The sequence below is a fragment of the Pseudomonas sp. FP198 genome (genome assembly GCF_030687895.1).
GTDB lineage: Bacteria > Pseudomonadota > Gammaproteobacteria > Pseudomonadales > Pseudomonadaceae > Aquipseudomonas.
Map to the genome: position 1 here is coordinate 1,037,189 of NZ_CP117452.1, position 23,707 is coordinate 1,060,895.

Genomic DNA, 23,707 nt, shown 5'->3' on the forward strand with positions numbered 1-23,707 from the left:
CTCGCTCCCACAAAAAGCCTCTTCTATCTATACGCCGTGGCAATGCCCTGGCGCTCTTCCAGGCACTCCGGCGCGCCCATCTCGAACTCCCGGCAGATCAGCGGACGTTTTTCGTAGATCGTGCATCTCATGGTGTCGCGATCCAGCGCCGCACACCAGCCGTCGTCAAGGCGCAGCATCACCTCTCCACCCCAGTCGTCCGTGTCGATGAAGCGCTCGGGCACACCGGTGTCGGTGATCAACATGACTTCCAATTGGCAGCAGCACGCCGCACACGTTGAACACGTGACGGCGGGCGCGGCGATTTCGTGCAGCGGGATGGTCTTCATGGCGCGCAGTGTAAGGCAAGCGCGCTATTCAGGGGTGTCCCTTGATCGGGCACTGATAGCTGTCCGAACGTGAATGCGCGCCCGCCAGCACCGTGTCGTTCGAGGGCAATGGCCAGAGCAGGTTCATGGACATGGCGGGCAGGATCACTTCAAGGGGACGTTCGGTCAGTTGGGTCAGGATGTGATGGGCCGCCGTTTCAGCCGACCATCGAATCGACGGCGGCAAGCCATCGTCTATGGCCGGCGATGAGTTGTCGAATCCTGGGTGGACGATGGTCACGTCGATGCCATCGCGGGCCAGTTTGCCGCGTGCCGATTCGAATAGAAAGCGCATCCCTTGGTCCCCGGCCTCGAATTGCGAGGGCGGCAGATAGGTCAGCGGACTGGCGATGCCCACCAGATGGGTCCCATTGCCGGCGCGCAGCAATGGCGAGGCCGCCTCGATACACAGGCTGGCGGCCAGCAGGTTGCTGCGCACGATGTGCTCGATGATCGATGGGTTGACGGGGTGTCCGCTGATGTATTCGGCGGTACCGGCGTTGATGATCACGGTATCCAGAGAGCCCCATTCCCGGGCGATTCGCTCGCCCGCCTCGCGTACGGCCTGACTGTCGGTCAGATTGCCGGCCACGATCAGGACCTGTCCTGGATATCTTGCCAAAAGCGTATCGCACGGCAAGCGTGAGCTCACAGCCAGATGGGCGCCGGTGCGCAGTATCGATTCGGCCAAAGAGGCGCCAATTCCATTACCGGCGCCGGTCAGCCAGTATCGCCGTGGCGGTGTCGAAGCCATTCCTCACTCCTTGTTTACCGGACGATGCACAACGGTCTCACGACTATATCGTCATACTATTGAGAATGGCAGCCCGCATCGGCCGACCCCTGTTCGTTCACCGCACAAATTCTCAGCCGACCTCCTGCCGTGACGGCAGGTTCCTGAACGCTGCCAGGGCGCGGGCCCTGGACTGGCTGAGGTCGACGATCGGAGCGGGGTAGTCCACCGCGTCAAACAAATCGCCACGGGTATTCGGGCTATGGACATCCGGCTTATCGAGATCGTTCAGTTCGGGTAGCCAGCGTTTGATGAACAACCCCTCGCGGTCGAATTTTTCCGATTGGCTCAACGGGTTGAAAATCCGGAACCAGGGCGCCGAGTCCGTGCCGGTCGAGGCGCTCCACTGCCAGCCGCCATTGTTTGCCGCCAGGTCACCGTCGATCAGGTGCTGCATGAAAAAGCGTTCGCCTTCCCGCCAATTGATCAACAGATTCTTGGTCAGGAACATCGCCACCACCATCCGTAGGCGGTTGTGCATCCAGCCGGTCTCCAGCAATTGGCGCATGGCAGCGTCAATGATCGGCAAGCCTGTACGGGCTTCTTTCCACGCCGCCAGTGCCTGGGGGTCGTTGCGCCAGGCCAGGGCCTCGGTTTCCGGGCGGAACGCGCGGTGGCGCGATACGCGGGGGAATCCCACCAGAACGTGTTTATAGAATTCGCGCCAGAGCAGTTCATTAATCCAGGTCACGGCGCCGACGTTTCCACTCTCGAACTCGCCCTGATTGGCCTGCAGCGCGGCGTGCAGACACTGGCGCGGTGAAACCACGCCGGCCACCAGATAGGCCGACAGCTGGCTGGTCCCGGGTCTGGCCGGAAAATCCCGTTCGCTCTGGTAGTAATCGATGTGTTGTTCGACGAACGACTCGACCCGGCGCCGGGCTTCGCTTTCGCCGGCGGGCCAGAGATCGCGCAGCGCCGCATTTGGCGGGTTGAACCCTTCGACCTGCGTCGGCAGCGGATCGCTGGCGATGGAGGTCGGTGCCTGCCGGACAGGCGCGGGCACCAGGTCCGGTAAGGAAAAATGCAGGCGGCTATAGCAGACTTTGCGAAATTGGCTGAATACCTGGAAATAGCTGCCGGTCTTGGTCAGGACGCTGCCGGGCTTGAACAGGAGCTGGTCGAGATGGCTGTGAAATTCCACGCCCTCATCCTTTAGCGCCCGGGCGACGTCGGCGTCGCGCCGGGTTTCATTCAGGCCGTATTCCTCGTTGACGTGTACGGCGCCGATGCCCAGCTCGCGACATAACGTGACCAGCACTTGCGGGGCCTGATTCCAATACTCCGTGTTGCGGATCAGCAATGGGATGTTCAGTTCCGCCAGGGCCGTGCTCAATGCCGCGAGGTTGCGCAACCAGAAATCGATCTTGCAGGGTGCATCGTCATGGGCCGCCCATTGCTTCGGGCTCGGCAGGTAGACCGCTACGCAGGGCCCCCGGGCAGCGGCGGCCGCCAGGGCGGTGTTGTCGTGCAGGCGCAGGTCGCTGCGCAGCCAGATCAATTGCATGGATTTTTCCAACTAGAGGAGTTCTCTGCGGCTCAGTTCGCGATGAGCCGATAGCGGGTCTTCGGCCCAGCTGACGTTGCTCATTGCCGCGCTTGCAGACAGCTTGGCCTGGTGAATCGAGGCGGCGGGGCCGGCGATGATGATCGGGCAGTCGAGCCCGCCCAGCAGCCTGGGCAATTGCGACAGGTTCAGTGCCTGGCTCGAATACAGCAGCACGCCGCGGGCCTTGAGCCGTTCGACCGCCAGGGCCAACTCGCCCGCCGGGAGCGGCCCGTCGAACACCTCCACGGGACAGTCGGCGCTGCTTGCCAGCCAGGCGGTGAGCCACAACTGGGGCTCCTGGGGCACCTCGGACTGGTTGATCATCAACAGCGGTGCGCCGCGCAACTGGCGGTTGTTGTGGTAGATCCGGCTGCCGAATTTGCTGCGCAGCCAGGAGTACAGAAAGACCTTTTCCAGCTGCGCGCCGAACTGGCTCTGCCAGCGCAATTGCAACTCACCCAGCAAGGGCAGGAGCAACTGTTCACAAACAGTCCAAGGCGGATACAGCGCCATGGCCTGGTTCACCGACTCATCGACCTGACGCTCGGCCAGTTGCGTCACCGCCAGCATCAGGGCATGGCGCTGACGTTGCCAGTCGTCTTCCAACGGTTCGCCTGACGGCTGCGGTGTGTCGAGCAACGGTTTTATCTTGCTCACGGCCACGCCACGATCGATCCAGGTGAGGATGCTCAGGATCCGCTGCACATGTTCGCGGTTGAACAAGCGATGGCCCTTGGGCGTACGGTGCGGCACGATCAACCCGTAGCGCCGCTCCCAGGCTCGCAGCGTGACGGCATTGACGCCGGTTTGCCGGGCGACTTCGCGGATGGGCAGCCAGCCCTGCGCGAGGGCCTTGGCGAAGTCGGCGCCCAGGTCTTCGCTGGCGCTGGAGTCGAGTTCGTTCTTCATCAGATGGCGTTTCGCAAGCTGAGGTTCTCGGGGTGCGGTTGCAGGTAGACCTGTTGCGCGAGATAGGGGTCGGGGTGCTGGCGCAGATGATGCTTGAGCAACGTCAACGGCACCACCAGTGGCACAATACCAAGACGGTACTGCCCGATCAGGTGCTGCACCTCCTGCTTGTCATCGGCATCGATGGCGCGCTTGAGGTAACCGCTCAGGTGCTGCAGGACGTTGGTGTGCGTGCGTCGGGTGGCGCATTTCTTCAAGGCGGCCATCAGCGCGCTGAAATAACGCTGGCCCAGCTCGTCTGGATCGGCCTTGCCCATGTTGCCCAGCATGTTGCCCAGCGCCTTGTATTGCTCCGGATTGTGGGCCATCAACAGGTACTTGTAGCGTGAGTGAAATTCAATCAGGTCGCGTCGGGTCAGCCCCCGGCGGCGCAGCGGTTGCCAGGCGGCATAGGCGAATACACGGGTCAGAAAGTTCTCGCGCAGTACCGGATCATTCAGGCGGCCGTCTTCCTCCACCGGTAGATCGGGGTGGCGCTCGCAAAAGGCCTGGGCGTAGACACCACGTCCACCGCCGTCCTGCGGGACGCCGTTGTGGTCGTAGACCTTGACCCGCTCCAGCCCGCAGGACGGCGACTTCTGCATGAAGATATAGCCGCAGATGTCGTCCAGCTCAGCGGCCATTTGTCGTCCGTAATCGGCCAATGGCTGGGTCACGTCGAGGTCTCGCTTCACCGTGCCGACCGCGTCGGGGCGCGCGGGGTTGCCAACCAGCCGGATCGGCTCGCGCGGGACGCCCAGGCCAATGGCGACTTCCGGACACACCGGCACGAAATCGAAGTACTCGACCAGCGTGCGGCTGCACAACGGCGATTGCTTGTGACCACCATTGAAGCGCACCTCGGCACCCATCAGGCAGGCGCTGATGGCAATTTTCGGTTTGGTGATAGTTTCGTTGGGCATGGGCGACCTCTGCTGGGTAAATCTTGTACATATATTATTGCTTGTACAATATTTTCATCATAGGTCGGTACGCGAACAAGTCAACCGATTGTTCCAGGTCGAAGGACGATGTCGTGACCTGGCCGCCGGCTGCTGCCTCTCGTGACAGCAGCGGATGGCTTGGGGAATGCGCTCATTGAAGGCTGGCGTGCAAGCGACGGGCGGCGTCCTGACCACTGAGCCACGCTCCTTCGACCCGGCCGGACAGGCACCAGTCTCCGCACACATACAAGCCCAGGTCGGCGTCGGCCAGGGCGCCCCATTCGTGGCTGCCGGCGGGACGCGCGTACAGCCAGCGATGGGCCACGCTGAAGCTCGGCGCGGGCATCGCGCTGTGCAGCAGTTCTGCGAAGGCGCCGTGCAAATGCTCGATCACCGCTTCCTTGGACATGTCGATGTGCTGGCGGCTCCAGTCGCTGGTGGCATGCAGCACCCAGGTATCGAGCGTGGCATCGCGCCCTGGTTTACTGCGGTTGCGGGCCAGCCAGTCGAGGGGGCTGTCCTGGACGAAGCAGCCCTCCATGGGTGTATCCAGGGGTTGTTCAAAGGCCAGCGCCACTGCCCAGGTGGGGTCCATTTTCACCCCGGCGGCGACGCCGGCCAGTTTCGGCACGGCGGCGAGCAATGCCGTGGCCTGGGGCGCGGGCGTGGCAATCACGACCTGGCCGAACGGGCCGTGGGTAAAACCCTCGGCGTCCTGCAGGTGCCAGTGTTCCTGGCCACGAAAGACCTCGGTGATGCGGCAGGAGAACTGCACCTGCAGCTCGCCGAGCAGGGCGCGGGTAATCGCGCTCATGCGCGGGGTACCGACCCAGCGGGTCTGCTCGTCCGGAGAGGGGCTCATCTGCCCGTCCTGGAAGTGATAGAGCTGCGGGTTCCATTCCGCCGCCCAGCCGTTGGCTTGCCAGCGCTGGACTTCCGTGACGAAGCGCCGATCCCGGGCGGTGAAATATTGTGCGCCCATGTCCAGTGCGCCGGCGTCGCTGCGCTTGCTCGACATGCGGCCGCCGCTGCCATGGCTTTTATCGAAGAGTTGAACGACATGCCCGGCCTCCGTCAGGGCCTGGGCGGCTGAAAGTCCGGCGATGCCGGTGCCGATGATTGCGATGGGTACAGTCATGAGGGCCTCGTTTACCTTTCTGTACAGACTACGCCGTCGTTTAATCCTGTACAATTCTGGTTTTTGGTATAAGTTTTACCGTTCGCGTTTTGGCGGGTTGTCCTATTGTTAGGTACAGACCCTGTCCGATATGAAAAATGCCTACTTATAAAAATAGACTAATGGGCCAGGTAAAACGCGAGCCGAGGAACATCTCATGCACATATTGCTGACCGGCGGTACTGGTTTGATCGGACGTCAACTCTGCCGGCACTGGCTGGAGCAGGGACATCGCCTGACGGTCTGGAGTCGTCGGCCCGAACAGGTGGCGAAAATCTGCGGCGCGCAGGTGCGCGGTATCGCCAGCCTCGATGAGCTTGGCGAACCGGTGGACGCGGTCGTCAACCTTGCCGGCGCGCCTATTGGCGACCGGCCCTGGAGCCATAAACGCAAGATGCTGCTGTGGAGCAGCCGCGTCACGCTGACCGAGGGTCTGCTGGCCTGGCTGGAGCGTTGCGAACAGAAACCGCAGGTGCTGATTTCCGGCTCTGCGGTGGGCTGGTATGGCGACGGCGGCGAGCGGGAGTTGACCGAAGAGTCCGGGCCGGTCAGCGAAGACTTCGCCAGCCAGTTGTGCATCGCCTGGGAAGAAACCGCGCAACGTGCCGAAGCGCTGGGCATACGCGTGGTGCTGGTTCGCACCGGCCTGGTCCTGTCTGCCGAGGGCGGCTTTTTGTCGCGGCTGTTGCTGCCGTTCAAACTGGCTATGGGCGGGCGTATCGGCAGCGGCCGGCAGTGGATGCCCTGGATTCATATCGACGATCAAATCGCCCTGATTGATTTTCTTCTGCTCCGCAGCGATGCCAGCGGTCCTTATAATGCCTGCGCACCGAACCCGGTGCGCAACCGCGATTTCGCCAAGGCCTTGGGGCACGTGCTGCATCGCCCGGCCGTGGTGCCGATGCCGGAGCTTGCGTTGAAAATCGCGTTGGGGGAGTTGTCATTGCTGTTGCTGGGAGGCCAGCGCGCCACGCCCGCCCGATTGCAGGCGGCGGGGTTTTCATTCCGGTTCACTGAGTTGTCTGCGGCCCTGGAAGATTTGTCGGGTCGCCTTTGAAATAGGACGTTGCATGACCGATCACGCGTTGCTTCTGGTGAATCTGGGTTCGCCTGCCTCCACCTCGGTGGCCGATGTACGCCGCTACCTCAACCAGTTTCTGATGGACCCCTACGTCATCGACCTGCCATGGCCGGTGCGGCGGCTACTGGTGTCGCTGATCCTGATCAAGCGCCCCGAGCAATCGGCCCACGCCTATGCCTCGATCTGGTGGGAAGAGGGCTCGCCGCTGGTGGTCCTCAGTCGTCGTCTGCAACAGGCCATGAGCGCGCAATGGACCCAGGGCCCGGTGGAGCTGGCAATGCGTTATGGGGAGCCATCGATCGAATCGACCCTGGTGCGCCTGGCAAGCCAGGGGCACACGAAAATCACCCTGGCGCCGCTGTACCCGCAGTTCGCCGACAGCACCGTGACCACGGTCATCGAAGAAGCCAAGCGGGTCGTGCGCGAGAAAAAGCTCAAGGTGCAGTTCTCGATTCTCCAGCCCTTCTATGACCAGCCGGAATATATCGATGCCCTGGTTGCCAGCGCCAAGCCGTACCTGATGCAGGATTACGATCATTTGTTGCTGAGTTTCCATGGCCTGCCGGAGCGGCATCTGACCAAGCTCGACCCTACGGGCTATCACTGCTTCAAGGACGCCGATTGCTGCCGGAACGCGCCGCCGGAAGTCATGGCCACGTGTTACCGCGCCCAGTGTATTCGTACCGCCGAGCTGTTCGCCCGGCAGATGGGGCTGGCGGATGGCAAATGGTCGGTGTCGTTCCAGTCGCGACTGGGACGGGCCAAGTGGATCGAACCTTACACCGAGGCGCGCCTGGACGAACTGGCCAAAAGCGGCGTGAAGAAAGTACTGGTGATGTGCCCGGCATTCGTTGCCGATTGCATCGAGACGCTGGAAGAAATCGGCGACCGCGGGCGCGAGCAGTTTCGCGAAGCGGGAGGGGAGGAGTTGGTACTGGTGCCGTGTCTCAATGACGATCCGCAGTGGGCGAAGGTGTTGAGCACCCTTTGCGAGCGGGCGCCGCTGGCGTTGTAGATATCAGCGGCCCCTTCGCGAGCAGGCTCGCTCCCACAGGGAAAACGGTGGTCACAAAGTTTGTGTCCACAACATCTTCTGTGGGAGCGAGCCTGCTCGCGAAGCTTTCTGACTGACGACAGAAAACTCAGATCAGCGGCTCATCCGCCTTCTTCTGCTTCCAGCCATCATTACCCGGCAAAATCAGGTTCAACGCGATCGCCACCACGGCGCACAGCGCGATGCCCTTGAGGCCGAAGTCGTCCGGGCCGGTACCGGTGCCGACCAGTACGCCGCCGATGCCGAACACCAGCGTCACCGAAACGATCACCAGGTTGCGTGCTTCGCCCAGGTCGATCTTGTGGCGGATCAGCGTGTTCATGCCCACCGCCGCGATCGAACCGAACAACAGGCACAAAATCCCGCCCATCACCGGCACCGGAATGCTTTGCAGCAGTGCGCCGAACTTGCCGATGAACGCAAGGCTGATGGCGAAAATCGAGGCCCAGGTCATGATCTTCGGGTTGTAGTTCTTGGTCAGCATCACCGCGCCAGTCACTTCGGCATAGGTGGTGTTGGGCGGGCCGCCGAACAGGCCGGCTGCGGTGGTGGCAATACCGTCACCGAACAGCGTGCGATGCAGGCCGGGTTTTTTCAGGTAGTCGCGACCGGTCACGCTACCCACGGCGATCACCCCGCCGATGTGTTCGATCGCTGGCGCCAGGGCTACCGGCACGATGAACAGGATCGCTTGCCAGTTGAACTCCGGCGCGGTGAAGGCCGGCAGGGCGAACCAGGGGGCGGCGGCGATTTTCGCGGTATCGACGACACCGAAGAAAAAGGCCATGGCAAAACCCACCAATACGCCGGAGATGATCGGCACCAGGCGGAAAATGCCTTTGCCGAACACGGCGACGATCAAAGTAGTGAGCAACGCCGGCATCGAGATCAGCATCGCGGTCTGATAGTGAATCAGCTCGGTGCCGTCGCCGGCCTTGCCCATCGCCATGTTGGCGGCGATTGGCGCCATCGCCAGGCCGATGGAAATGATCACCGGGCCGATCACCACCGGTGGCAGCAGCCGGTCAATGAAGCCGGTGCCCTTGATCTTCACCGCCAGGCCCAGGAACGTATAGACGAAACCGGCCGCCATCACGCCGCCCATGGTCGCCGCGACGCCGAACTGGCCCTTGGCGAGAATGATCGGCGTGATGAAGGCAAAACTCGACGCCAGGAACACCGGCACCTGACGCCCGGTAACGATCTGGAACAGGATCGTCCCCAGGCCCGCGGTGAACAGCGCCACGTTCGGGTCCAGACCGGTGATCAGCGGCATCAGCACCAGCGCGCCGAAGGCGACGAACAGCATCTGTGCGCCGGACAACACCTGACGCCAGAGCGGATCGTTGAATTCATCCTGCATGCTCAGGCGTCCTTCTGCTTGGTGCCGAAGATCTTGTCGCCGGCATCGCCCAGGCCCGGGATGATGTAGCCGTGCTCGTTGAGTTTCTGGTCAATGGAGGCGGTATAGATGGTCACGTCGGGGTGGGCATCTTCCACGGCCTTGATGCCTTCGGGCGCGGCGACCAGGACCATGGCGCGGATGTCCCGGCAACCGGCTTTTTTCAGCAGGTCGATGGTGGCAACCATGGAGCTGCCGGTGGCGAGCATCGGGTCGATGATCATCGCCAGGCGCTCGTCGATCTCCGGCACCAGTTTTTCCAGGTAGGTATGGGCCTGCAGGGTCTCCTCGTTGCGGGCCACGCCGACGGCGCTGACCTTGGCACCCGGAATCAGGCTCAGGACGCCTTCGAGCATGCCGATACCGGCACGCAGGATCGGCACCACGGTAATCTTCTTGCCGGCGATTTTTTCCACCTGCACCGTGCCCGCCCAACCGGCGATCTCGTAGGATTCCAGCGGCAGGTCCTTGGTGGCTTCGTAGGTGAGCAGGGCACCGACTTCCTGGGCGAGCTCGCGGAAGTTCTTCGTGCTGATGTCGGCGCGGCGCATCAGGCCGAGTTTATGTCTGATCAGCGGGTGGCGGATCTCGAGGATGGGCATGGGGAAGGCTCCGGCGGCGGGCAAAAAAACCGGCCTAGATTAATCTATCCGAGGGTGTTGTCCTATAGACAATACAGAACGTTAGTCCACAAACGCTTGATCTGGCCGGGCGGGATGCGTACCTTTGCCCGCTTTTCCGCAAACGCCACCCTTGGAGAGCGCCATGTCCGCTGATCTCGAGCATATCCGTCAAGTCATGCGAGAGGCTGACTGCCTGTACACCGAAGCTGAAGTCGAAGCGGCCATTGCCCGTGTCGGTGCGCAAATCAACGATCAGTTGGCTGACCGCAACCCGGTGGTGTTCTGCGTGATGAACGGCGGGCTGATTTTCTCCGGCAAGCTGCTGACCTACCTGGACTTCCCGTTGGAAGCTTCCTACCTGCACGCCACCCGCTATCGCAACGAAACCAGCGGCGGCGACCTGTTCTGGAAAGCCAAGCCGGAAGTCTCGTTCATCGACCGCGACGTGCTGATCATCGACGATATCCTCGATGAAGGTCACACCCTGGGCGCGATCATCGATTTCTGCAAACACGCTGGCGCCCGTGCCGTACATACCGCCGTGCTGATCGACAAGGACCACGACCGCAAGGCCCGTCCCGACCTGAAGGCCGACTTCGTCGGTTTGCCGTGCATCGATCGCTACATCTTTGGCTACGGCATGGACTACAAAGGCTACTGGCGTAACGCCAATGGTATTTTTGCCGTCAAGGGGATGTAACCACACAGTCAAACCAGTCTTGAGTGCGCTGCGCTCGCGGCCAGCCAGCGCTCACTCTTGCTCCGCGCCTGTTCCAGCGTCTGCACATACGCCAACTGCCGCTGCTCGCGGTGGACCCCGGCGCGGCGCAGTTTCAGGCGTACCCTCGGTGCCGTCGCGACCAGGATCAGGCCGATGCCCTGCTTTCGATAGTCCCTGAGGATATTTTCCAGCGCGGCCAGGGCCGTCATGTCCAGCATCGGCACCGCGCTCATGTCCACGACCACCACCCGGACGCCCGGGTCGAACCGGCGCAATACATCCAGGGCCTTCTCCGCCGCCCCGAAGAACAGCGGCCCGCGAATGGCGTAGCAGCGAACATGCTCGGGCATGTCCAGCAAGGCCTGGTGGGTATGGCGTGGCAATTCGGCACTGTCGGTCAGTTCGCTCATGCGCTTGATGAACAGCCCGGCGGCCAGCAACAGGCCGACGGCGACGGCCAGGACCATGTCGAACAGCACCGTCAGGCCCAGGCAGGTCAGCAGCACCAGCACATCGCTGCGCGGGGCGATGCGCAGGGTATGCAGCACATGCCCGGCCTCGCTCATGTTCCAGGCGACCATCACCAGCAACGCCGCCAGTGCCGCCATCGGCAAGTAACTGAACAGCGGCGCGAGCAATACAATCGCCACCAGCACCACCAGGCTGTGAATGATCGCCGCCAGGGGCGATGACGCGCCGCTGCGCACGTTGGTTGCGCTGCGGGCAATTGCGGCGGTGGCGGTGATGCCGCCGAACAACGGCGCCACGAGGTTGCCCAGGCCCTGGCCGATCAATTCGGCGTTGGGGTCGTGCCTGCTCCCGGTCATGCCATCCGCCACCACCGCGCAGAGCAATGACTCGATGGCGCCGAGCATGGCGATGGCGAAGGCCGGGCCCAGTAATTGGCGGAACAGGTCATAGGAAAGTATCAACGCACCGCCCTGGCCATTCGGTAGGTTCCAGGGCCAGTCGAAGCGCGGCAGGAAAGGCGGGATGCCGGGGTAGACGATGCCATCGACGACGTAGCTGAAGCGCTCCCCCAGGCTTGCGACCGGAAGCCCGGCGCGCTCGATGGCCAGTCCCAGCAACGCGCCGATCAGCAGCGCGACCAGATGGCCCGGAACGCGTGGCACCCAGCGCGGCCAGATCATCAATACGGCCAGACACGCCGCGCCGATAATGGCGTCGCCAAGCCGTGCGCCGGGCAGCGCCACGATCAATTCGCCGAGCTGTTCGATGTAATGCGTGGCCTGGCCCGCCGTGCTCAGGCCCAACAGGTCCTTCAATTGCAGGGTCGCGATCACCACGCCGATCCCGGCGGTGAAACCGAGGATCACCGGATAAGGGATGAACTGGATCAAGCGCCCGGCGCGCATCAGCCCCAGCGCAATCAGGATCAGTCCGGCAAGCATTGTGCACAGCAGCAGGCCACCCAGGCCGTATTGCTGGGTGATGGGCAGCAGGATGACGACGAATGCGGCCGTCGGCCCGCTCACGTTGAATCGCGAGCCGCCGGTCAAGGCAATCAAGGGGGCGGCCACCAGCACGGTGTAAAGACCGTGTTGTGGCGGCACGCCAACGGCGATTGCCAGGGCCATGGCCAGGGGGATGGCGATGATGCCGACCGTAAGCCCGGCTACCAGGTCGCCGCGCAGGCGCTCAAGGGTGTAACCGGCACGCCAGGCTTGGCGCCAGGCGGCGAACAGCGGTGGGGCGGAGAAGGCCATGATGCTCCTCGCATAGACTGGACAATAAACCCGTGGCGAGGGAGCTTGCTCCCGCTGGGCTGCGCAGCAGACCCGAAATGGGCCGTTGAAATCTTTCAGACGGAACGCGTTAGCCGATTTACGACGGCTGCGCCGCCGAGCGCGAGCAAGCTCCCTCGCCACAAAAGGCATACGCCAGCGGGCCGACACCGATGGCCTCACTGAGTATGCCGCGCCGCAAGCCCCGCTGTATTGACCCGGGTCGCATATTTTTTCAAGGGATGCTAGCGTGCCCAGCCATGCCTTCCGGAGCCTGTCATGAGTGTATCGATCCGCCGCTGTGCCGCTCTGCTGCTGATCTGCGGCTTGCCGTTGCTGGCCATGGCCGCGCCGATGCACAGCCAGTTCCTGCCTCCCGATGACCTGGTGGCGCGTCAGGAACAGCCCGAACAGCAGCAGCTTCTGCAAGTCACCGAGTATTCGGTGGTGTTGGGCAACCAGCGCCCATCCAACCAGCAGCCGATCCCGGTCACCTCGCCATTGATGGTGCGGCTCAAAGGCAAGCCCCTGAACAAGGGCGCCACCATCAGCCAGGTGATCCTCAATTTCGATGGCGAAAGCAAAAGCCTGAAGAAACCGGTATTCGATGAGGCGAGCAAGACCCTGACACTGTCTTATCCACAGGCCCAGTACCGGGTGGTGATCGATCTGTTGCGCAACGACACGGTCTATGTGCAGTTCCTCAGCTACGCCAATGGCCATATCTGGGCCGACCTGCACACTGGCGCCGCACGCCCGCGTTGAGCCCCGAGGCCCGCCGGGGGGTAAACTGCCCGCCCCGTGAACTGTGCGAGCTGGAGCCGGCAATGCGTAAAGACAAGAAACAAGTGATTGGTGACGAGATTGGCGACGAACAGATCAAGCTGTTCCTCAATTTCGAGCCCGTCGATGCCACTTCGCCGTCGCTGCACAAACTGATCAAGGCCTACCGTGGGCTGCGTGTCGACGATTTCGAGCGCTTCCTGACGTTCTTTGTCGAGGCCGGCCATGACCTCAACGCGGCAAGGACGAGCACGGTAATGATTTCGTTGCGTTGATCCAGGATCAGCGTAATGCCGAGGAATACATCGAGTTGATCAACAAGGCGCGTGGCTGATTGATTCAGGACCTGCTTCGCAGGCCAGCGGGAGCAAGCTCCCTCGCCACGAAAAAAACGCCCCGCTCTCATGGAGAACGGGGCGTTTTTTTATCCGGGAGAATCAAGCGTAGCTTTGGGTTTCGCTGCTTGCTTCAACCAGTTCCAGCGCGATGTTGTTCTGCGCGTTGACCTTGCGATACAGCGCCGCATCTGTTTCCAGCACCTTCTCCCGGGCCGGGAAGATTTCCGCGAGCTTGGCGGCCCACTCTCCCTTGGTTTTTTCCGGGAAGCAGCGCTCGATCAGTTCGAGCATGATCGACACGGTGACCGAAGCGCCTGGGGACGCGCCGAGCAGGGCGGCGAGGGTGCCGTCCTTGGCTGCCACCAGTTCGGTACCGAATTGCAGGATGCCGCCTTTCTTCGGGTCTTTCTTGATGATCTGCACGCGCTGGCCAGCCACTTCCAGGCGCCAGTCCTCGGCTTTCGCCTCGGGGTAGAAGCGCCGCAGGGATTCCAGGCGCTGCTCCATGGACTGCATCACTTCGCTGATCAGGTACCTGGTCAGGTCCATGTTGTCCCGGGCCACGGCCAGCATCGGGCCGATGTTGCCGGCGCGTACCGACAGCGGCAGGTCCATCAGCGAGCCATGCTTGAGGAACTTGGTGGTGAAGCCGGCGTATGGCCCGAACAGCAGGGATTTCTTGCCATCGACCACGCGGGTATCGAGGTGCGGCACCGACATCGGCGGCGAGCCCACCGCGGCCTGGCTGTAGACCTTGGCCTGGTGATGCTTGACCACTTCCGGGTTGTCGCAACGCAGCCACTGGCCGCTGACCGGAAAACCGCCGAAGCCCTTGCTTTCTTCAATACCCGAAGCCTGCAGCAGCGGCAACGCGGCGCCGCCGGCACCGAGGAAGACGAATTTGGCGTCGACCTCACGGGTGCTGCCGGAATTGACGTCCTTGATGCTCACGGTCCAGCCATCGCCCTTGCGCTTGAGGCCGGTGACGCGCTTGCAATATTTGATCTGGGTATCCGGCGCGCTGCCCAGGTGCTTGAGCAACTGGTTGGTCAGGGCGCCGAAGTTGACGTCGGTACCGTTCATGACGCGGGTCGCGGCGATGACTTCGTCAGCCGGGCGGCCTGGCATCATCAGCGGCATCCACTCGGCCATCTGGTCGCGGTCTTCGGTGTACTCCATGTCGGCGAAGGCATGGTGCTGGCGCATCAGCTCGAAGCGCTTCTTGAGGAATTCCACGCCTTTCTCGCCTTGCACGAAGCTCAGGTGCGGCACCGGGGCGATGAAGGACTTCGACGAGCCGAACGTGCCTTTTTTGGTCAGGTACGTCCAGAACTGCTTCGACACCTCGAACTGGGTGTTGATGTGCACGGCTTTCTTGATGTCGACACTGCCATCGGCGGCCTGGGGCGTGTAGTTCAGCTCACACAGCCCGGCGTGGCCGGTACCGGCGTTGTTCCAGGGATTGGAACTCTCCGCGGCACCCGAATCCATCAGCTCGACGACTTCCAGCGAAATCGCCGGGTCGAGCTCCTTGAGCAGCACGGCCAGGGTGGCACTCATGATGCCGGCCCCTACCAGAACTACGTCGACTGCTTCGTTATGCGCCATTTAACGCGTCTCCAAAATCTGCAGCACCAAATTGTCGGCATAGCGGCCAGGAAGCGGGGCAGGTCAGTTGCGCCCCAGGTATCCATGGCCAGGATCGCCATGTCCGAATCTTCGCAATTTTTCGCAACACTGCGGATGCATGCAGCCTGGCCTCAAGAGTCCCATGAACTCATTTAAGCGCCGGGCGGGCAATTCGACTTATGGCCGAGACATCCGTTCGTGCAACCAAATCCGTAGCGGACAGGCTTCAGGCGCCGGTTCTTGAGCGATATCCGGTCCTGTCTCGTTGGGCTGTTCCAGACGCCAATGGTGCTTGTTCAGACGCAAAACTCTTCATTTGCTCGCCACACTCTTGTGAAGTTGTGAAAACCCGTTTTTTCACGCTCTTTTGAAGACGTGAACCTCAAAAAGGGCTGTCCCAGCCTGGCACCGCGCCCGATCTGGATGCCCCCCATGTAATACATGACAGGCAAAACGGGCAGACAGCTCAGTGACCGAGCGTAATGACAGCTCTGCAGATTCGCGAAAAGCAGTGATTTGCCAGGGAAACAGCAAGCGCGCCAGCTTCACTCGATCTGTGTGGGCGGCTCTCTGTGGGCGGTGCGGGGTGCCAATACAAGCGCATCAGCGGCGTTGCGGGGCCCGATCAGGAGACGTCCTTATAATCGGGGGGAGATTGTAGCGAAGAAACGCGCGGAAATGGTCGTGTTTTATGACTTTTATTAGCCTTGCGGTCAGACGGCCAACAACTGGCGGCTACGTGCACGAGCGCGGGGCGCTTGTACCAGGGCGCTTGCAGGCAATGGCTGATGCAGCCAGTTGAGACGGATCTCTTCGATTTCGACCCAGCCATCGCCCATGGGCTGCAGGCTGCATTGCTTGAATGCCTGGCAACGACCGCTGCGGTCGAGCAGGGCGAAGCAACGGTGATGCGGGCGCGGGGTAAACAGGGAGATGAGAAAACGCATGGTCGGATACCGTGTCCGGGGAACTTGAGACCAGCCTGACAGCCCGGCATGACACCCCGGTGTAAGGACAATGACAACACGGTGACAGGAACCGGCCACCGCGGCCCCTGTCAGACATTTCAGTATTCATGCGGCGACGCTAGTTCGCCGCGATGGCGCACCGCTATACTGCCGGCCTGTTTGTGCCCGATTCTGGAGAGAAGAGCATGTTGCAACGCCTGTTGTTCGGTTTGATCGCCGTGACCAGTCTGACCCTTGTCGGCTGTGCCCACAGCCCGCAACAACTTAACCCGGAACCCAAGCTCAACGCCCAGCTGGCGCCGGTGGGTCGCGGCCAGCCGGTGGTGGTGCGGGTCGTCGACGGTCGCCCGTCGCCAACCCTCGGCACGCGTGGTGGTCTGTATCCTGAAACCAGCGTGATCACGGTGCAGGGCGCGCAGGTCCTGCCAAAATTGCAGGCCCAGGCTGAAGCGGCCGTGCGGCTGCTGGGCTTCACCCCGACGCAGAACGCAATGAACGCCCCGCAACTGACCGTGACCCTGGCCGAACTGAAATACCAGTCGCCCAAGGAAGGCATGTACGTGACCGAAGCCACCATCGGCGCGACGTTCCGCTCCGACGTGCAGAACGCCAACCGCCGCTACAGCGGTCGTTACGGTGCTTCGCTGGATCAACGCTTCGGCATGGCGCCCAACCAGGACACCAACACCAAGCTGGTCAGCGACGTGTTGAGCGATGCCCTGACCCGTCTGTTCAAGGACCCGACCATTGGTCAGGTGCTGGCGGAGTAACGTTCCGACACCCATGAAAAAGCCCGCTTTTGCGGGCTTTTTCATGGGTGCGATTCAAGCAGCTTGGGAATAGAGTTCCAGCACGCTGATCCCGGTCAGCAGGTCTGTCTCCGGGAGGTCCGCATGTTGATGGCCGCCGAGGGCGCAGTACACCAGCCAATGACGATCCTGCACATTGAAGGACAGGCTGCCGACAAGGTTCTGTTGTTCATCGCTCGGGCTGATCAGGTAGAGACGATCCTGGTTTTCGGCGTGCAGCATGACGGATTCCGTACGGGTTTTGGAGGGCGACAGGGTGGCCTATCCATATGACGAAACCGTGACGGATGAAATTAGATAGAAGAGCCTCTGTGGCGAGGGGATTTATCCCCGTTGGGTCGCGAAGCGGCCCCAAAATCTGAGACCTCGGCATGCCTGGCAAACTGAATGTGCAGTTTTGGGGCCGCTTCGCAGCCCAGCGGGAGCAAGCTCCCTCGCCACAAAAGCATCCGACATTGCGAGGAATCGTTACCGGTCGGAAAAAGCCGCGCAAGGCGACTGGCTTTCGGTAGAATCCGCGCCCTGTTCGTAGGCTCCGGGCGCAGCGCGTCCGTTTTCGCTTGAGGTTTGTGATGTCGTTGCAACTGTTCTCGCTGTTCGCTGCCCACCCCGCCAAACTGATCAACCTGCTCGCGCTGCTGTTTGCCTGTCCGGGTAGCTGGGTGCTGCACGCGACGCGTCGCCGTGAACTGCGTGCGCGGGCCTGTCTTGCGGAGCGCAGCAGCGAAGGCAATGAGCGATTCGAAGCGCTGCTGGACCTGGCGACGCAACGCATGAACCGGTTTTTCTACCGTTTCGGTTTCGCTTGCCTGGGGTTGGCGCTGCTGATGTCGTGGATCAGCACAAAACTCTGACGAAACAAACGATGAGAGGCCCCTGTGGCGAGGGGATTTATCCCCGCTGGGTCGCGTAGCGGCCCCAAGGTTTGGCGAACCAGTCGATCTGGTTTAATCGATCAGGGCTGCTACGCAGCCAACGGGGATAAATCCCCTCGCCACAGCAAGCTGCCTCCCACGGTTTCCCCATCAGGCCGTGCTTAAAGCGCCAACCCCGCCCTGACCCGATACTGGTTACGCACCGGTGTCGCGTATTGCAGCACCAGGAACGGTCGGTGTTCCTCTGGGCAGGCTTCCAGCCGGCGCTGCCATTCTTCTTCGGCCTTGGCCAGTTCTTCGGCACCGAACACCTCGGCCGCCGTCGGAACCTGCAACTGCGGGTCGGCATCGGCCCATTGTGCGTAGGCCAGGTAATGCACCGGGAACAGGCGATAGCCGCCGAGTATCTGCCGGTCCATCTCCATGGCCAGTTGTTTGGTGTCCTCGAACAGTTCGGTGATCGGCGCGGCAAAGTTCACGTGGACCCGACCCTTGTAGCCGGTGATGCCCTTGGCAATGCTGACGTCGTCTTCGCCCGGCGCCTTGGTGTACGTGCCGGTGGTGGCGCGGATGTACAGCTCGCGGGCCTTGGCCTGGTCGCACGGGTCGTACTCGTAGCTGATCGACACCGGCGTCAGGTTCAACGAGCGGATGACCTCGCCGAACGGCTCGTCCTTGCGGCTCATGTGGAACATCTTCAGGATCGCCGACTCGGTCCGGTCATCACCGTCCTTCGCCCGGCCCTCGGCCTGGGCGATCCAGATCGAGGCGCAATCGTTGCGGATCGAGTGGTTTATGTAGGCCGACAGCAACTGGTACGCCGCCATTTTTTCCCGGCGTCCGGTGATGGAACGGTGCACGATGAAGCTCTTGTTCAGGCGCATCAGGTCGCTGACGAAGGGCTTTTGCAGCAGGTTGTCGCCAATCGCGATGCGCGGCGTCGGCAGGCCGGCGTGGTACACGGCATAGTTGACGAACGCCGGGTCCATCACGATGTCGCGGTGATTGGCGATGAACAGGTAGGCATTGCCAGACTTGAATTGCTCGACCCCGGTGTAGGTCACGCCATCGGTGGCACGCTCGATGGTGTGGTCGACGTAGAACTCGACTTTGTCCTGCAACGTGGCAACGGAGGTCACACCGGCGAACTCTCGACGCAACTTCTGCGCTATAAGAGGTTTGAGCATCCAGCCGAAAGCGCCGGCCAGGCGCGGGAAGCGGAAGTGGGTGAGGATATCTAGAAACGCCTTGTCGCTGAGCAGCCGTGCCAGCACCGCTGGGACTTCGCTGTCGTTGTAAGGTCGGATGGCATCGAATTCGCCCATCATGCTCTCTTGTTGGAAACGGCTAGGGTAAGTAAAGGTTCGATCGAAAAACCGACGGGGCACGACCTGGAAGATAGTCCAGGCAAAAATAGCCCTGCAAATAGACCGGCGATTATACGCACAAGTCACTTGGGAGACCGCGATGCTGGAAGCTGCTCTTTATGAATGTCCGTATTGTGGGGAAGAGGTGGAGTCTTCCGTGGATTTGTCCGGTGGCGACCAGACCTACATCGAAGACTGCCAGGTCTGTTGCCGACCGATTACTTTCGTCCTGCAGGTTCCCGAAGACGAATGGCACCTTGAGGTCTTCAGCGAAAACGAATAATGGGGCGGCCATGCAGCGGATCTACGAGCTGGAAAACCTGATGGAAGGCGAATTGCTCCAGGGCATGCTCGCCAGCGAAGGCATCACGGCGCACCTGGTGGGCCGCGATCTGGTGGGCGGTGCCGGTGAGCTGCCGATGTACGGCCTGCTGGGGCTGGCGGTGGAGGACGAACAGGCGCAATACGCCCGGGAGCTGATCGCCGCCTACAATGCCGCGATGCCGGTGCCGGGCGATGAGCCTGACAGTTACCCCGGTACGCTGGTCTGTTAGGCTGGCGGCCGTTTGATACAAGAGTCGTGTTGCCCCATGTGTGGACGTTATGCCCTGTTTCGCTGGAACCCCGCTTTCGCGGCCTTGCCCGGCTTCCCCGCCGACCAGAAGGCCCAATGGAATATCTCGCCCAATGACTCGGTGCTGATGCTGCGCGCCGGCGCCGATGGCCAGCGCGAACTGGCCCGGGCGCGTTGGGGCCTGACGCCGCCGTGGCTGACCGATCTGTCCCGCACCCCGGCGCACGCCCGCGCCGAAACCGTGGCCGAGCAACCGATGTTCCGCGAAGCGCTGCGTTTGCGTCGTTGCCTGCTGCCCGCCAATGGTTTTTACGAGTGGCGCGGCGGCACGCGCAAGCGCCCGTACTGGCTGACGCCGGGGGAGGGCTCATCGCTGTTCTTTGCGGCGATCTGGGAAGCGTACCCGGTGCAGGAGCAGGTGTGGCTGAGCACGGCGGTCATCACCCAGCCGGCGGCCGGTCAGCGCCGACCGTTGATTCTGGATGAAGAGGGCCAGCGCCTGTGGCTCGACCCCGAGACACCCTTGCATGCCCTGCAAGGGTTGCTGGCGAGCGAGCCAGGGCAACTGCGCGAGCGGGTTTTGGCGAACATGGTCAACGACCCGAAACTCAATGGGCCGGAATGCCTGACCCCGGCCTGAGTTCTTTGGCGACAGCACTGCCCTCTTCGCGAGCAAGCTCGCTCCCACAGGGTTCGGCGCAGATCTATAGCCTCAAACCCTGAACTGATTGATCAACCGCCGCTGCTGCTCCGCCAGCCTGGTCAGCCCGGCACTGGCCGCGCTGGACTCGTCGGCGCCGCTTGCCACTTCGTTTGCCACCTGGCCGATGTTGATCACGTTACGGTTGATGTCATCGGCCACCGCGCTTTGCTCCTCGGCAGCGCTGGCGATCTGGGTGTTCATGTCGCTGATCACCGACACGGCCTGGGTGATCGTCTCCAGGGCCTGCGCCGCTTTTGCCGCGTGTTGCACGCTTTCATCGGTACGCTGCTGGCTGTCTTCCATCACCCGTACCACGTCCCGCGTACCCTGCTGCAGCTGCTGGATCATCGACTGGATTTCTTCAGTGGCCTGCTGGGTCTTCTGCGCCAGGTTGCGTACCTCATCGGCGACCACGGCAAAACCGCGACCCTGCTCACCGGCCCGGGCTGCCTCGATGGCCGCGTTGAGCGCCAGCAGGTTGGTCTGCTCGGCGATCCCGCGGATGGCGGTGAGAATCGCGTTGATGTTTTCGCTGTCCCTGGCCAGCGTCTGCACCACGCCCACGGCCTTGCCGATCTCCACGGCAAGGGCTCCGATGGAACTGGAAGTGTCGCGCACGATTTGCATGCCCTGGCTGGCGGCCTGGTCGGCGTGGCTGGCGGCTTGGGCTGCCTGGCTCGCATTCCGCGCCACGTCCTGGGCAGTGGCGGTCATCTCGTGCACGGCGGTGGCAACCTGATCGATTTCCGACATCTGCTTGTGCACGCCCTGGTTGGTGCGGATCGCGATATCGGCGGTGTGTTCCGACGAATCGCTGACGCTCTGCACCGAGGTCACTACCTGAGTGATCATCCCCTGCAATTTGCTCAGGAACGTGTTGAAGCCCTTGGCGATGGCCCCCAATTCATCGGCGCGGTCGCTGGTCAGCCGACGAGTCAGGTCGCCTTCGCCCTGGGCAATGTCGTCGAGCATCGCCACCATTTGCTTGAGCGGCCGGGCGATACCGTGGCCCACCAGCCAGATCACCAGCAGGCCGATCGCGGCAATCGCCAGGCCGACCATGGCCATGCCGAAGATGTCGGTTTCGCGCTGATCGTCGAGGTCTTTCTGCAAGGCTTGCAGATCCGCCATCACCGCATTCAGCGGCAACTGCAACATCAAGGTCCAGCGCGCCTCGGTCTGGCCGATACCGAAAGGCATGTACACCTCGATGTGGCCGTGTTCTTCATCGATGTCGTAACGCACTTCACCGATGCCGAGCCGGGTCAGGTTATCCAGTTCGTTGGCGTCCAGCAGGTCGCTGGCTTTCTCGCCGAGCTTGCCGGGGTCCTTGGTGAAGGCCACCAGCCGGTTGTTGCTGGCGAGCAGGGCCATTTCCCCGGCGCCGTCGTACAGCTTGGTGTCGGCGGCGACGAGCATGTCCTGGATGAAGTTCACCGACAGATCGGCGCCGACGATGCCTTGGAACTTGCCATCGATCAGGATCGGCTCGATGAACGAGGCGAGCATGGTCATGGTGTCGCCGACGCGGTATGGCGCGGGATCGATCACGCAAGCTTTTTTGCTGTCCTGGGAGCACAGGTAATATTCACTGGCACGAATGCCGGTGGACAGCAGTTTCTGGTCCGTCACGTCGGCGAGTTTTTCCAGGCCCAGGGTGCCGTCCTGATTGCGAAACCACCACGGCAGGAAGCGCCCGTTGGTTTCCATGCCCAGCACCTGGTTGTCGACATAGCGGGCGTCGTCGTGGTCGATGGCGTTCGGTTCCCAGGCGATGTAGGCACCGAGAATCTTCGGATTGCGCACCACGGTTTCACGCAGCAGGCTGATCATCTGCTCGCGCGGGATCTGCAGCTGCCGGTTGCCGTCCGTTCCGTTCATGCCCATCAAGGCGTTGCTGGTGGCAAGCCCACGAGCGAGCAGCAGCGGCGCTTCGAGCTCGCGCTGGATCAGGCTGGCCTGGGTGCGGGCCAGGGCACTGAGGCGTTGCTCGATGAGTTGCTCGAACTGCGCCTTGGTCCGCTGTTGCACCATGTCCTGGGTGCGGGCGCCGGCGAACAATGCGTACAGCACCAGGGCGCCGACCACGCTGAGCACGATGGCACCAGCCAGGGCGGCAACGGAAAACTGGATCGATCTGAATTTCATAAAGGCTCCGGACGCGGATGTGACGTCTGGACTTTTTATCGGCGTTTCCGGGGCATGGCATGAGGCGCTGTTCGTCGGATGACTGTTTTGGCTAGACCAGTGTCGCAATCGGGCCAAGCGGGACTTGTCCGAAAATCGGTAATCCCTCGCTTCGTATCTGGCGCCGATACCAATCAGGGCCTAGGATACGCCCACGATTCCATGGAGCTTCTTTTGTATGAACAAGACTTTGATGGTGAGCGCTCTGGGCGCGGCTCTGCTGCTCGCCGGTTGCCAATCGGTCAACACCACCAGCGGCGGAGCCGTAGGGGTGGAACGCAAGCAGTACATGTTCAGCATGCTGTCGACCGCTGAGGTCAACCAGATGTATGCGCAGTCCTATCAGAAGACGTTGGGTGAGGCGAGCTCCCAAGGAGCTCTGGACAAGACCAGCAACGACGCCAAGCGCCTCCAGGTCATTGCCGACCGTCTGATTGCCCAGGCGCCAGTGTTCCGCCCGGATTCGGCGCAATGGAACTGGGAAGTGAACCTGATCAAGAGTGATGAGCTCAACGCCAACTGCGGTCCTGGCGGCAAGATCATGTTCTATACCGGCCTGATCGACCAGTTGAAGCTGACCGACGCTGAGATCGCCGCGATCATGGGCCATGAAATCGCCCACGCCTTGCGCGAGCACGGTCGTGAAGCGATGTCCAAGGCTTATGGCATCGAAATGGCCAAGCAGGGCGCCGGTGCCATATTCGGCCTGGGCCAGGACAGCCTGGCGCTGGCCGACACCGTGGCCAACTACGGCATGACCTTGCCCAACAGCCGTGGCAACGAGAACGAAGCCGACCTGATCGGCCTAGAGCTGGCCGCCCGGGCCGGCTACGACCCGAACGCGGCGATCACCCTGTGGAACAAGATGGCCAAGGCCTCGGAAGGGGCTCCACCGGAATTCATGAGCACCCACCCCTCGTCGACCAGCCGGATCGCCTCGTTGCAGGCGGCGATTCCGAAGGTGATGCCGCTTTACCAGCAGGCCAGGAAGTAATCACCGTCATGCGGTGAAACTGTTTTTGTGGCGAGGGAGCTTGCTCCCGCTGGGCTGCGAAGCGGCCCCAGAATA

24 protein-coding genes and 2 pseudogenes are annotated in these 23,707 nt (G+C 62.1%); 11 read left to right on the plus strand and 15 right to left on the minus strand.

All coding sequences use genetic code 11. The features are described 5' to 3' along the window. Positions 1 to 23: 23 nt before the first annotated feature. The 6 genes from PSH78_RS04860 to PSH78_RS04885 form a co-directional block, all read right to left on the minus strand. Positions 24 to 329, minus strand: coding sequence for a YkgJ family cysteine cluster protein (locus PSH78_RS04860; RefSeq protein WP_305498855.1), 306 nt, complete (start codon positions 327 to 329; stop codon positions 24 to 26). A gap of 28 nt (positions 330 to 357) precedes the next feature. Further along, complete coding sequence (locus tag PSH78_RS04865) at positions 358 to 1,122, minus strand: SDR family oxidoreductase (RefSeq protein ID WP_305498856.1); 765 nt, start codon at positions 1,120 to 1,122, stop codon at positions 358 to 360. A 112-nt stretch (positions 1,123 to 1,234) separates the two neighbouring features. Further along, positions 1,235 to 2,668, minus strand: coding sequence for a deoxyribodipyrimidine photo-lyase (gene phrB / locus PSH78_RS04870; RefSeq protein WP_305498858.1), 1,434 nt, complete (start codon positions 2,666 to 2,668; stop codon positions 1,235 to 1,237). Between the two features lie 12 nt (positions 2,669 to 2,680). After that, on the minus strand, positions 2,681 to 3,619 hold the full coding sequence (locus PSH78_RS04875; RefSeq protein ID WP_305498859.1) for a MerR family transcriptional regulator: 939 nt from the start codon (positions 3,617 to 3,619) through the stop codon (positions 2,681 to 2,683). Further along, entirely contained in the window at positions 3,619 to 4,581 is a 963-nt protein-coding gene (locus tag PSH78_RS04880; RefSeq protein ID WP_305498861.1) for a 2-thiouracil desulfurase family protein, read from the minus strand. Before PSH78_RS04880 ends, PSH78_RS04875 begins: the two co-directional genes overlap by 1 nt. A 172-nt stretch (positions 4,582 to 4,753) precedes the next feature. After that, a complete protein-coding gene (locus PSH78_RS04885) occupies positions 4,754 to 5,740 on the minus strand; it encodes an NAD(P)/FAD-dependent oxidoreductase (protein WP_305498863.1) in 987 nt (328 codons plus the stop codon). 196 nt (positions 5,741 to 5,936) lie between these two features. On the opposite strand from PSH78_RS04885, the gene PSH78_RS04890 reads away from it, so the two are divergent. Both PSH78_RS04890 and hemH read left to right on the plus strand, forming a co-directional pair. After that, complete coding sequence (locus PSH78_RS04890; RefSeq protein ID WP_305498865.1) at positions 5,937 to 6,836, plus strand: TIGR01777 family oxidoreductase; 900 nt, start codon at positions 5,937 to 5,939, stop codon at positions 6,834 to 6,836. A gap of 13 nt (positions 6,837 to 6,849) precedes the next feature. Then, the gene (hemH, locus tag PSH78_RS04895) at positions 6,850 to 7,875 is read left to right on the plus strand and encodes a ferrochelatase (RefSeq protein WP_305498867.1); all 1,026 of its coding nucleotides are present in this window, start codon (positions 6,850 to 6,852) and stop codon (positions 7,873 to 7,875) included. Between the two features lie 127 nt (positions 7,876 to 8,002). On the opposite strand, the gene PSH78_RS04900 is transcribed toward hemH, so the two are convergent. Then, positions 8,003 to 9,277, minus strand: coding sequence for a uracil-xanthine permease family protein (locus tag PSH78_RS04900; RefSeq protein ID WP_305498868.1), 1,275 nt, complete (start codon positions 9,275 to 9,277; stop codon positions 8,003 to 8,005). A 2-nt stretch (positions 9,278 to 9,279) separates the two neighbouring features. After that, complete coding sequence (gene upp, locus PSH78_RS04905) at positions 9,280 to 9,918, minus strand: uracil phosphoribosyltransferase (RefSeq protein ID WP_305498871.1); 639 nt, start codon at positions 9,916 to 9,918, stop codon at positions 9,280 to 9,282. Between the two features lie 163 nt (positions 9,919 to 10,081). Here upp and PSH78_RS04910 point away from each other — a divergent pair, with 163 nt between their 5' ends. Next, positions 10,082 to 10,639, plus strand: a complete 558-nt coding sequence (locus PSH78_RS04910) for a hypoxanthine-guanine phosphoribosyltransferase (protein WP_305498872.1) — start codon at positions 10,082 to 10,084, stop codon at positions 10,637 to 10,639. Positions 10,640 to 10,647: 8 nt separating this feature from the next. On the opposite strand, the gene dauA is transcribed toward PSH78_RS04910, so the two are convergent. Further along, positions 10,648 to 12,387 carry a C4-dicarboxylic acid transporter DauA gene (dauA, locus tag PSH78_RS04915; protein WP_305498875.1) on the minus strand — a complete coding sequence of 580 codons (1,740 nt, stop codon included), beginning with the start codon at positions 12,385 to 12,387 and terminating at the stop codon, positions 10,648 to 10,650. Between the two features lie 297 nt (positions 12,388 to 12,684). On the opposite strand from dauA, the gene PSH78_RS04920 reads away from it, so the two are divergent. Both PSH78_RS04920 and PSH78_RS04925 read left to right on the plus strand, forming a co-directional pair. Beyond that, positions 12,685 to 13,170, plus strand: a complete 486-nt coding sequence (locus PSH78_RS04920; RefSeq protein WP_305498877.1) for a hypothetical protein — start codon at positions 12,685 to 12,687, stop codon at positions 13,168 to 13,170. A 62-nt stretch (positions 13,171 to 13,232) separates the two neighbouring features. Continuing rightward, positions 13,233 to 13,522: pseudogene (locus PSH78_RS04925) on the plus strand (PA4642 family protein). A 103-nt stretch (positions 13,523 to 13,625) separates the two neighbouring features. On the opposite strand, the gene mqo reads toward PSH78_RS04925, so the two are convergent. Both mqo and PSH78_RS04935 read right to left on the minus strand, forming a co-directional pair. Then, positions 13,626 to 15,134 (minus strand): malate dehydrogenase (quinone), encoded by a 1,509-nt coding sequence (mqo, locus tag PSH78_RS04930; RefSeq protein ID WP_305498879.1) that lies wholly within the window; start codon positions 15,132 to 15,134, stop codon positions 13,626 to 13,628. A gap of 734 nt (positions 15,135 to 15,868) precedes the next feature. Continuing rightward, complete coding sequence (locus PSH78_RS04935) at positions 15,869 to 16,102, minus strand: hypothetical protein (protein ID WP_305498881.1); 234 nt, start codon at positions 16,100 to 16,102, stop codon at positions 15,869 to 15,871. Positions 16,103 to 16,308: 206 nt separating this feature from the next. On the opposite strand from PSH78_RS04935, the gene PSH78_RS04940 reads away from it, so the two are divergent. Then, entirely contained in the window at positions 16,309 to 16,893 is a 585-nt protein-coding gene (locus PSH78_RS04940) for a YajG family lipoprotein (protein WP_305498883.1), read from the plus strand. A 54-nt stretch (positions 16,894 to 16,947) separates the two neighbouring features. On the opposite strand, the gene PSH78_RS04945 is transcribed toward PSH78_RS04940, so the two are convergent. Next, positions 16,948 to 17,154 (minus strand): hypothetical protein, encoded by a 207-nt coding sequence (locus tag PSH78_RS04945; RefSeq protein ID WP_047229420.1) that lies wholly within the window; start codon positions 17,152 to 17,154, stop codon positions 16,948 to 16,950. A gap of 350 nt (positions 17,155 to 17,504) precedes the next feature. On the opposite strand from PSH78_RS04945, the gene PSH78_RS04950 reads away from it, so the two are divergent. Next, complete coding sequence (locus PSH78_RS04950) at positions 17,505 to 17,786, plus strand: hypothetical protein (protein WP_305498884.1); 282 nt, start codon at positions 17,505 to 17,507, stop codon at positions 17,784 to 17,786. Between the two features lie 182 nt (positions 17,787 to 17,968). Here PSH78_RS04950 and PSH78_RS04955 read toward each other — a convergent pair whose 3' ends face one another. After that, a complete protein-coding gene (locus PSH78_RS04955; protein WP_305498886.1) occupies positions 17,969 to 19,135 on the minus strand; it encodes a 1-acyl-sn-glycerol-3-phosphate acyltransferase in 1,167 nt (388 codons plus the stop codon). Positions 19,136 to 19,274: 139 nt separating this feature from the next. Between PSH78_RS04955 and PSH78_RS04960 the strand changes: the two genes are divergently transcribed. From PSH78_RS04960 to PSH78_RS04970, 3 genes are read left to right on the plus strand one after another with little or no spacing between them, the layout of a single operon-like run. Continuing rightward, positions 19,275 to 19,457, plus strand: coding sequence for a CPXCG motif-containing cysteine-rich protein (locus PSH78_RS04960; protein WP_305498887.1), 183 nt, complete (start codon positions 19,275 to 19,277; stop codon positions 19,455 to 19,457). Positions 19,458 to 19,467: 10 nt separating this feature from the next. Continuing rightward, complete coding sequence (locus tag PSH78_RS04965; RefSeq protein WP_305498888.1) at positions 19,468 to 19,728, plus strand: putative signal transducing protein; 261 nt, start codon at positions 19,468 to 19,470, stop codon at positions 19,726 to 19,728. A 36-nt stretch (positions 19,729 to 19,764) separates the two neighbouring features. Further along, entirely contained in the window at positions 19,765 to 20,388 is a 624-nt protein-coding gene (locus tag PSH78_RS04970; protein WP_305498889.1) for an SOS response-associated peptidase, read from the plus strand. Positions 20,389 to 20,460: 72 nt separating this feature from the next. On the opposite strand, the gene PSH78_RS26595 is transcribed toward PSH78_RS04970, so the two are convergent. Further along, on the minus strand, positions 20,461 to 21,303 hold the full coding sequence (locus tag PSH78_RS26595; RefSeq protein WP_370871109.1) for a methyl-accepting chemotaxis protein: 843 nt from the start codon (positions 21,301 to 21,303) through the stop codon (positions 20,461 to 20,463). Positions 21,304 to 21,366: 63 nt separating this feature from the next. Then, positions 21,367 to 22,599: pseudogene (locus PSH78_RS26600) on the minus strand (methyl-accepting chemotaxis protein); the annotation flags it as partial. 217 nt (positions 22,600 to 22,816) lie between these two features. On the opposite strand from PSH78_RS26600, the gene PSH78_RS04980 reads away from it, so the two are divergent. Continuing rightward, positions 22,817 to 23,632, plus strand: coding sequence for a M48 family metallopeptidase (locus PSH78_RS04980; RefSeq protein WP_305498891.1), 816 nt, complete (start codon positions 22,817 to 22,819; stop codon positions 23,630 to 23,632). The last annotated feature ends 75 nt before the right edge of the window (positions 23,633 to 23,707 follow it).

Coding starts and splice junctions, on each gene's coding strand:
- PSH78_RS04960 (WP_305498887.1), top strand. CDS start 19,275: ATGCTGGAAGCTGCTCTTTATGAATGTCCGTATTGTGGGGAAGAGGTG.
- PSH78_RS04890 (WP_305498865.1), top strand. CDS start 5,937: ATGCACATATTGCTGACCGGCGGTACTGGTTTGATCGGACGTCAACTC.
- PSH78_RS26595 (WP_370871109.1), bottom strand. CDS start 21,303: ATGATCACTCAGGTAGTGACCTCGGTGCAGAGCGTCAGCGATTCGTCG.
- PSH78_RS04955 (WP_305498886.1), bottom strand. CDS start 19,135: ATGATGGGCGAATTCGATGCCATCCGACCTTACAACGACAGCGAAGTC.
- phrB (WP_305498858.1), bottom strand. CDS start 2,668: ATGCAATTGATCTGGCTGCGCAGCGACCTGCGCCTGCACGACAACACC.
- PSH78_RS04885 (WP_305498863.1), bottom strand. CDS start 5,740: ATGACTGTACCCATCGCAATCATCGGCACCGGCATCGCCGGACTTTCA.
- hemH (WP_305498867.1), top strand. CDS start 6,850: ATGACCGATCACGCGTTGCTTCTGGTGAATCTGGGTTCGCCTGCCTCC.
- mqo (WP_305498879.1), bottom strand. CDS start 15,134: ATGGCGCATAACGAAGCAGTCGACGTAGTTCTGGTAGGGGCCGGCATC.
- PSH78_RS04875 (WP_305498859.1), bottom strand. CDS start 3,619: ATGAAGAACGAACTCGACTCCAGCGCCAGCGAAGACCTGGGCGCCGAC.
- PSH78_RS04865 (WP_305498856.1), bottom strand. CDS start 1,122: ATGGCTTCGACACCGCCACGGCGATACTGGCTGACCGGCGCCGGTAAT.
- PSH78_RS04900 (WP_305498868.1), bottom strand. CDS start 9,277: ATGCAGGATGAATTCAACGATCCGCTCTGGCGTCAGGTGTTGTCCGGC.
- PSH78_RS04910 (WP_305498872.1), top strand. CDS start 10,082: ATGTCCGCTGATCTCGAGCATATCCGTCAAGTCATGCGAGAGGCTGAC.
- PSH78_RS04880 (WP_305498861.1), bottom strand. CDS start 4,581: ATGCCCAACGAAACTATCACCAAACCGAAAATTGCCATCAGCGCCTGC.
- dauA (WP_305498875.1), bottom strand. CDS start 12,387: ATGGCCTTCTCCGCCCCACCGCTGTTCGCCGCCTGGCGCCAAGCCTGG.
- PSH78_RS04970 (WP_305498889.1), top strand. CDS start 19,765: ATGTGTGGACGTTATGCCCTGTTTCGCTGGAACCCCGCTTTCGCGGCC.
- PSH78_RS04945 (WP_047229420.1), bottom strand. CDS start 17,154: ATGCTGCACGCCGAAAACCAGGATCGTCTCTACCTGATCAGCCCGAGC.
- PSH78_RS04950 (WP_305498884.1), top strand. CDS start 17,505: ATGTCGTTGCAACTGTTCTCGCTGTTCGCTGCCCACCCCGCCAAACTG.
- PSH78_RS04940 (WP_305498883.1), top strand. CDS start 16,309: ATGTTGCAACGCCTGTTGTTCGGTTTGATCGCCGTGACCAGTCTGACC.
- PSH78_RS04935 (WP_305498881.1), bottom strand. CDS start 16,102: ATGCGTTTTCTCATCTCCCTGTTTACCCCGCGCCCGCATCACCGTTGC.
- upp (WP_305498871.1), bottom strand. CDS start 9,918: ATGCCCATCCTCGAGATCCGCCACCCGCTGATCAGACATAAACTCGGC.
- PSH78_RS04860 (WP_305498855.1), bottom strand. CDS start 329: ATGAAGACCATCCCGCTGCACGAAATCGCCGCGCCCGCCGTCACGTGT.
- PSH78_RS04920 (WP_305498877.1), top strand. CDS start 12,685: ATGAGTGTATCGATCCGCCGCTGTGCCGCTCTGCTGCTGATCTGCGGC.
- PSH78_RS04980 (WP_305498891.1), top strand. CDS start 22,817: ATGAACAAGACTTTGATGGTGAGCGCTCTGGGCGCGGCTCTGCTGCTC.
- PSH78_RS04965 (WP_305498888.1), top strand. CDS start 19,468: ATGCAGCGGATCTACGAGCTGGAAAACCTGATGGAAGGCGAATTGCTC.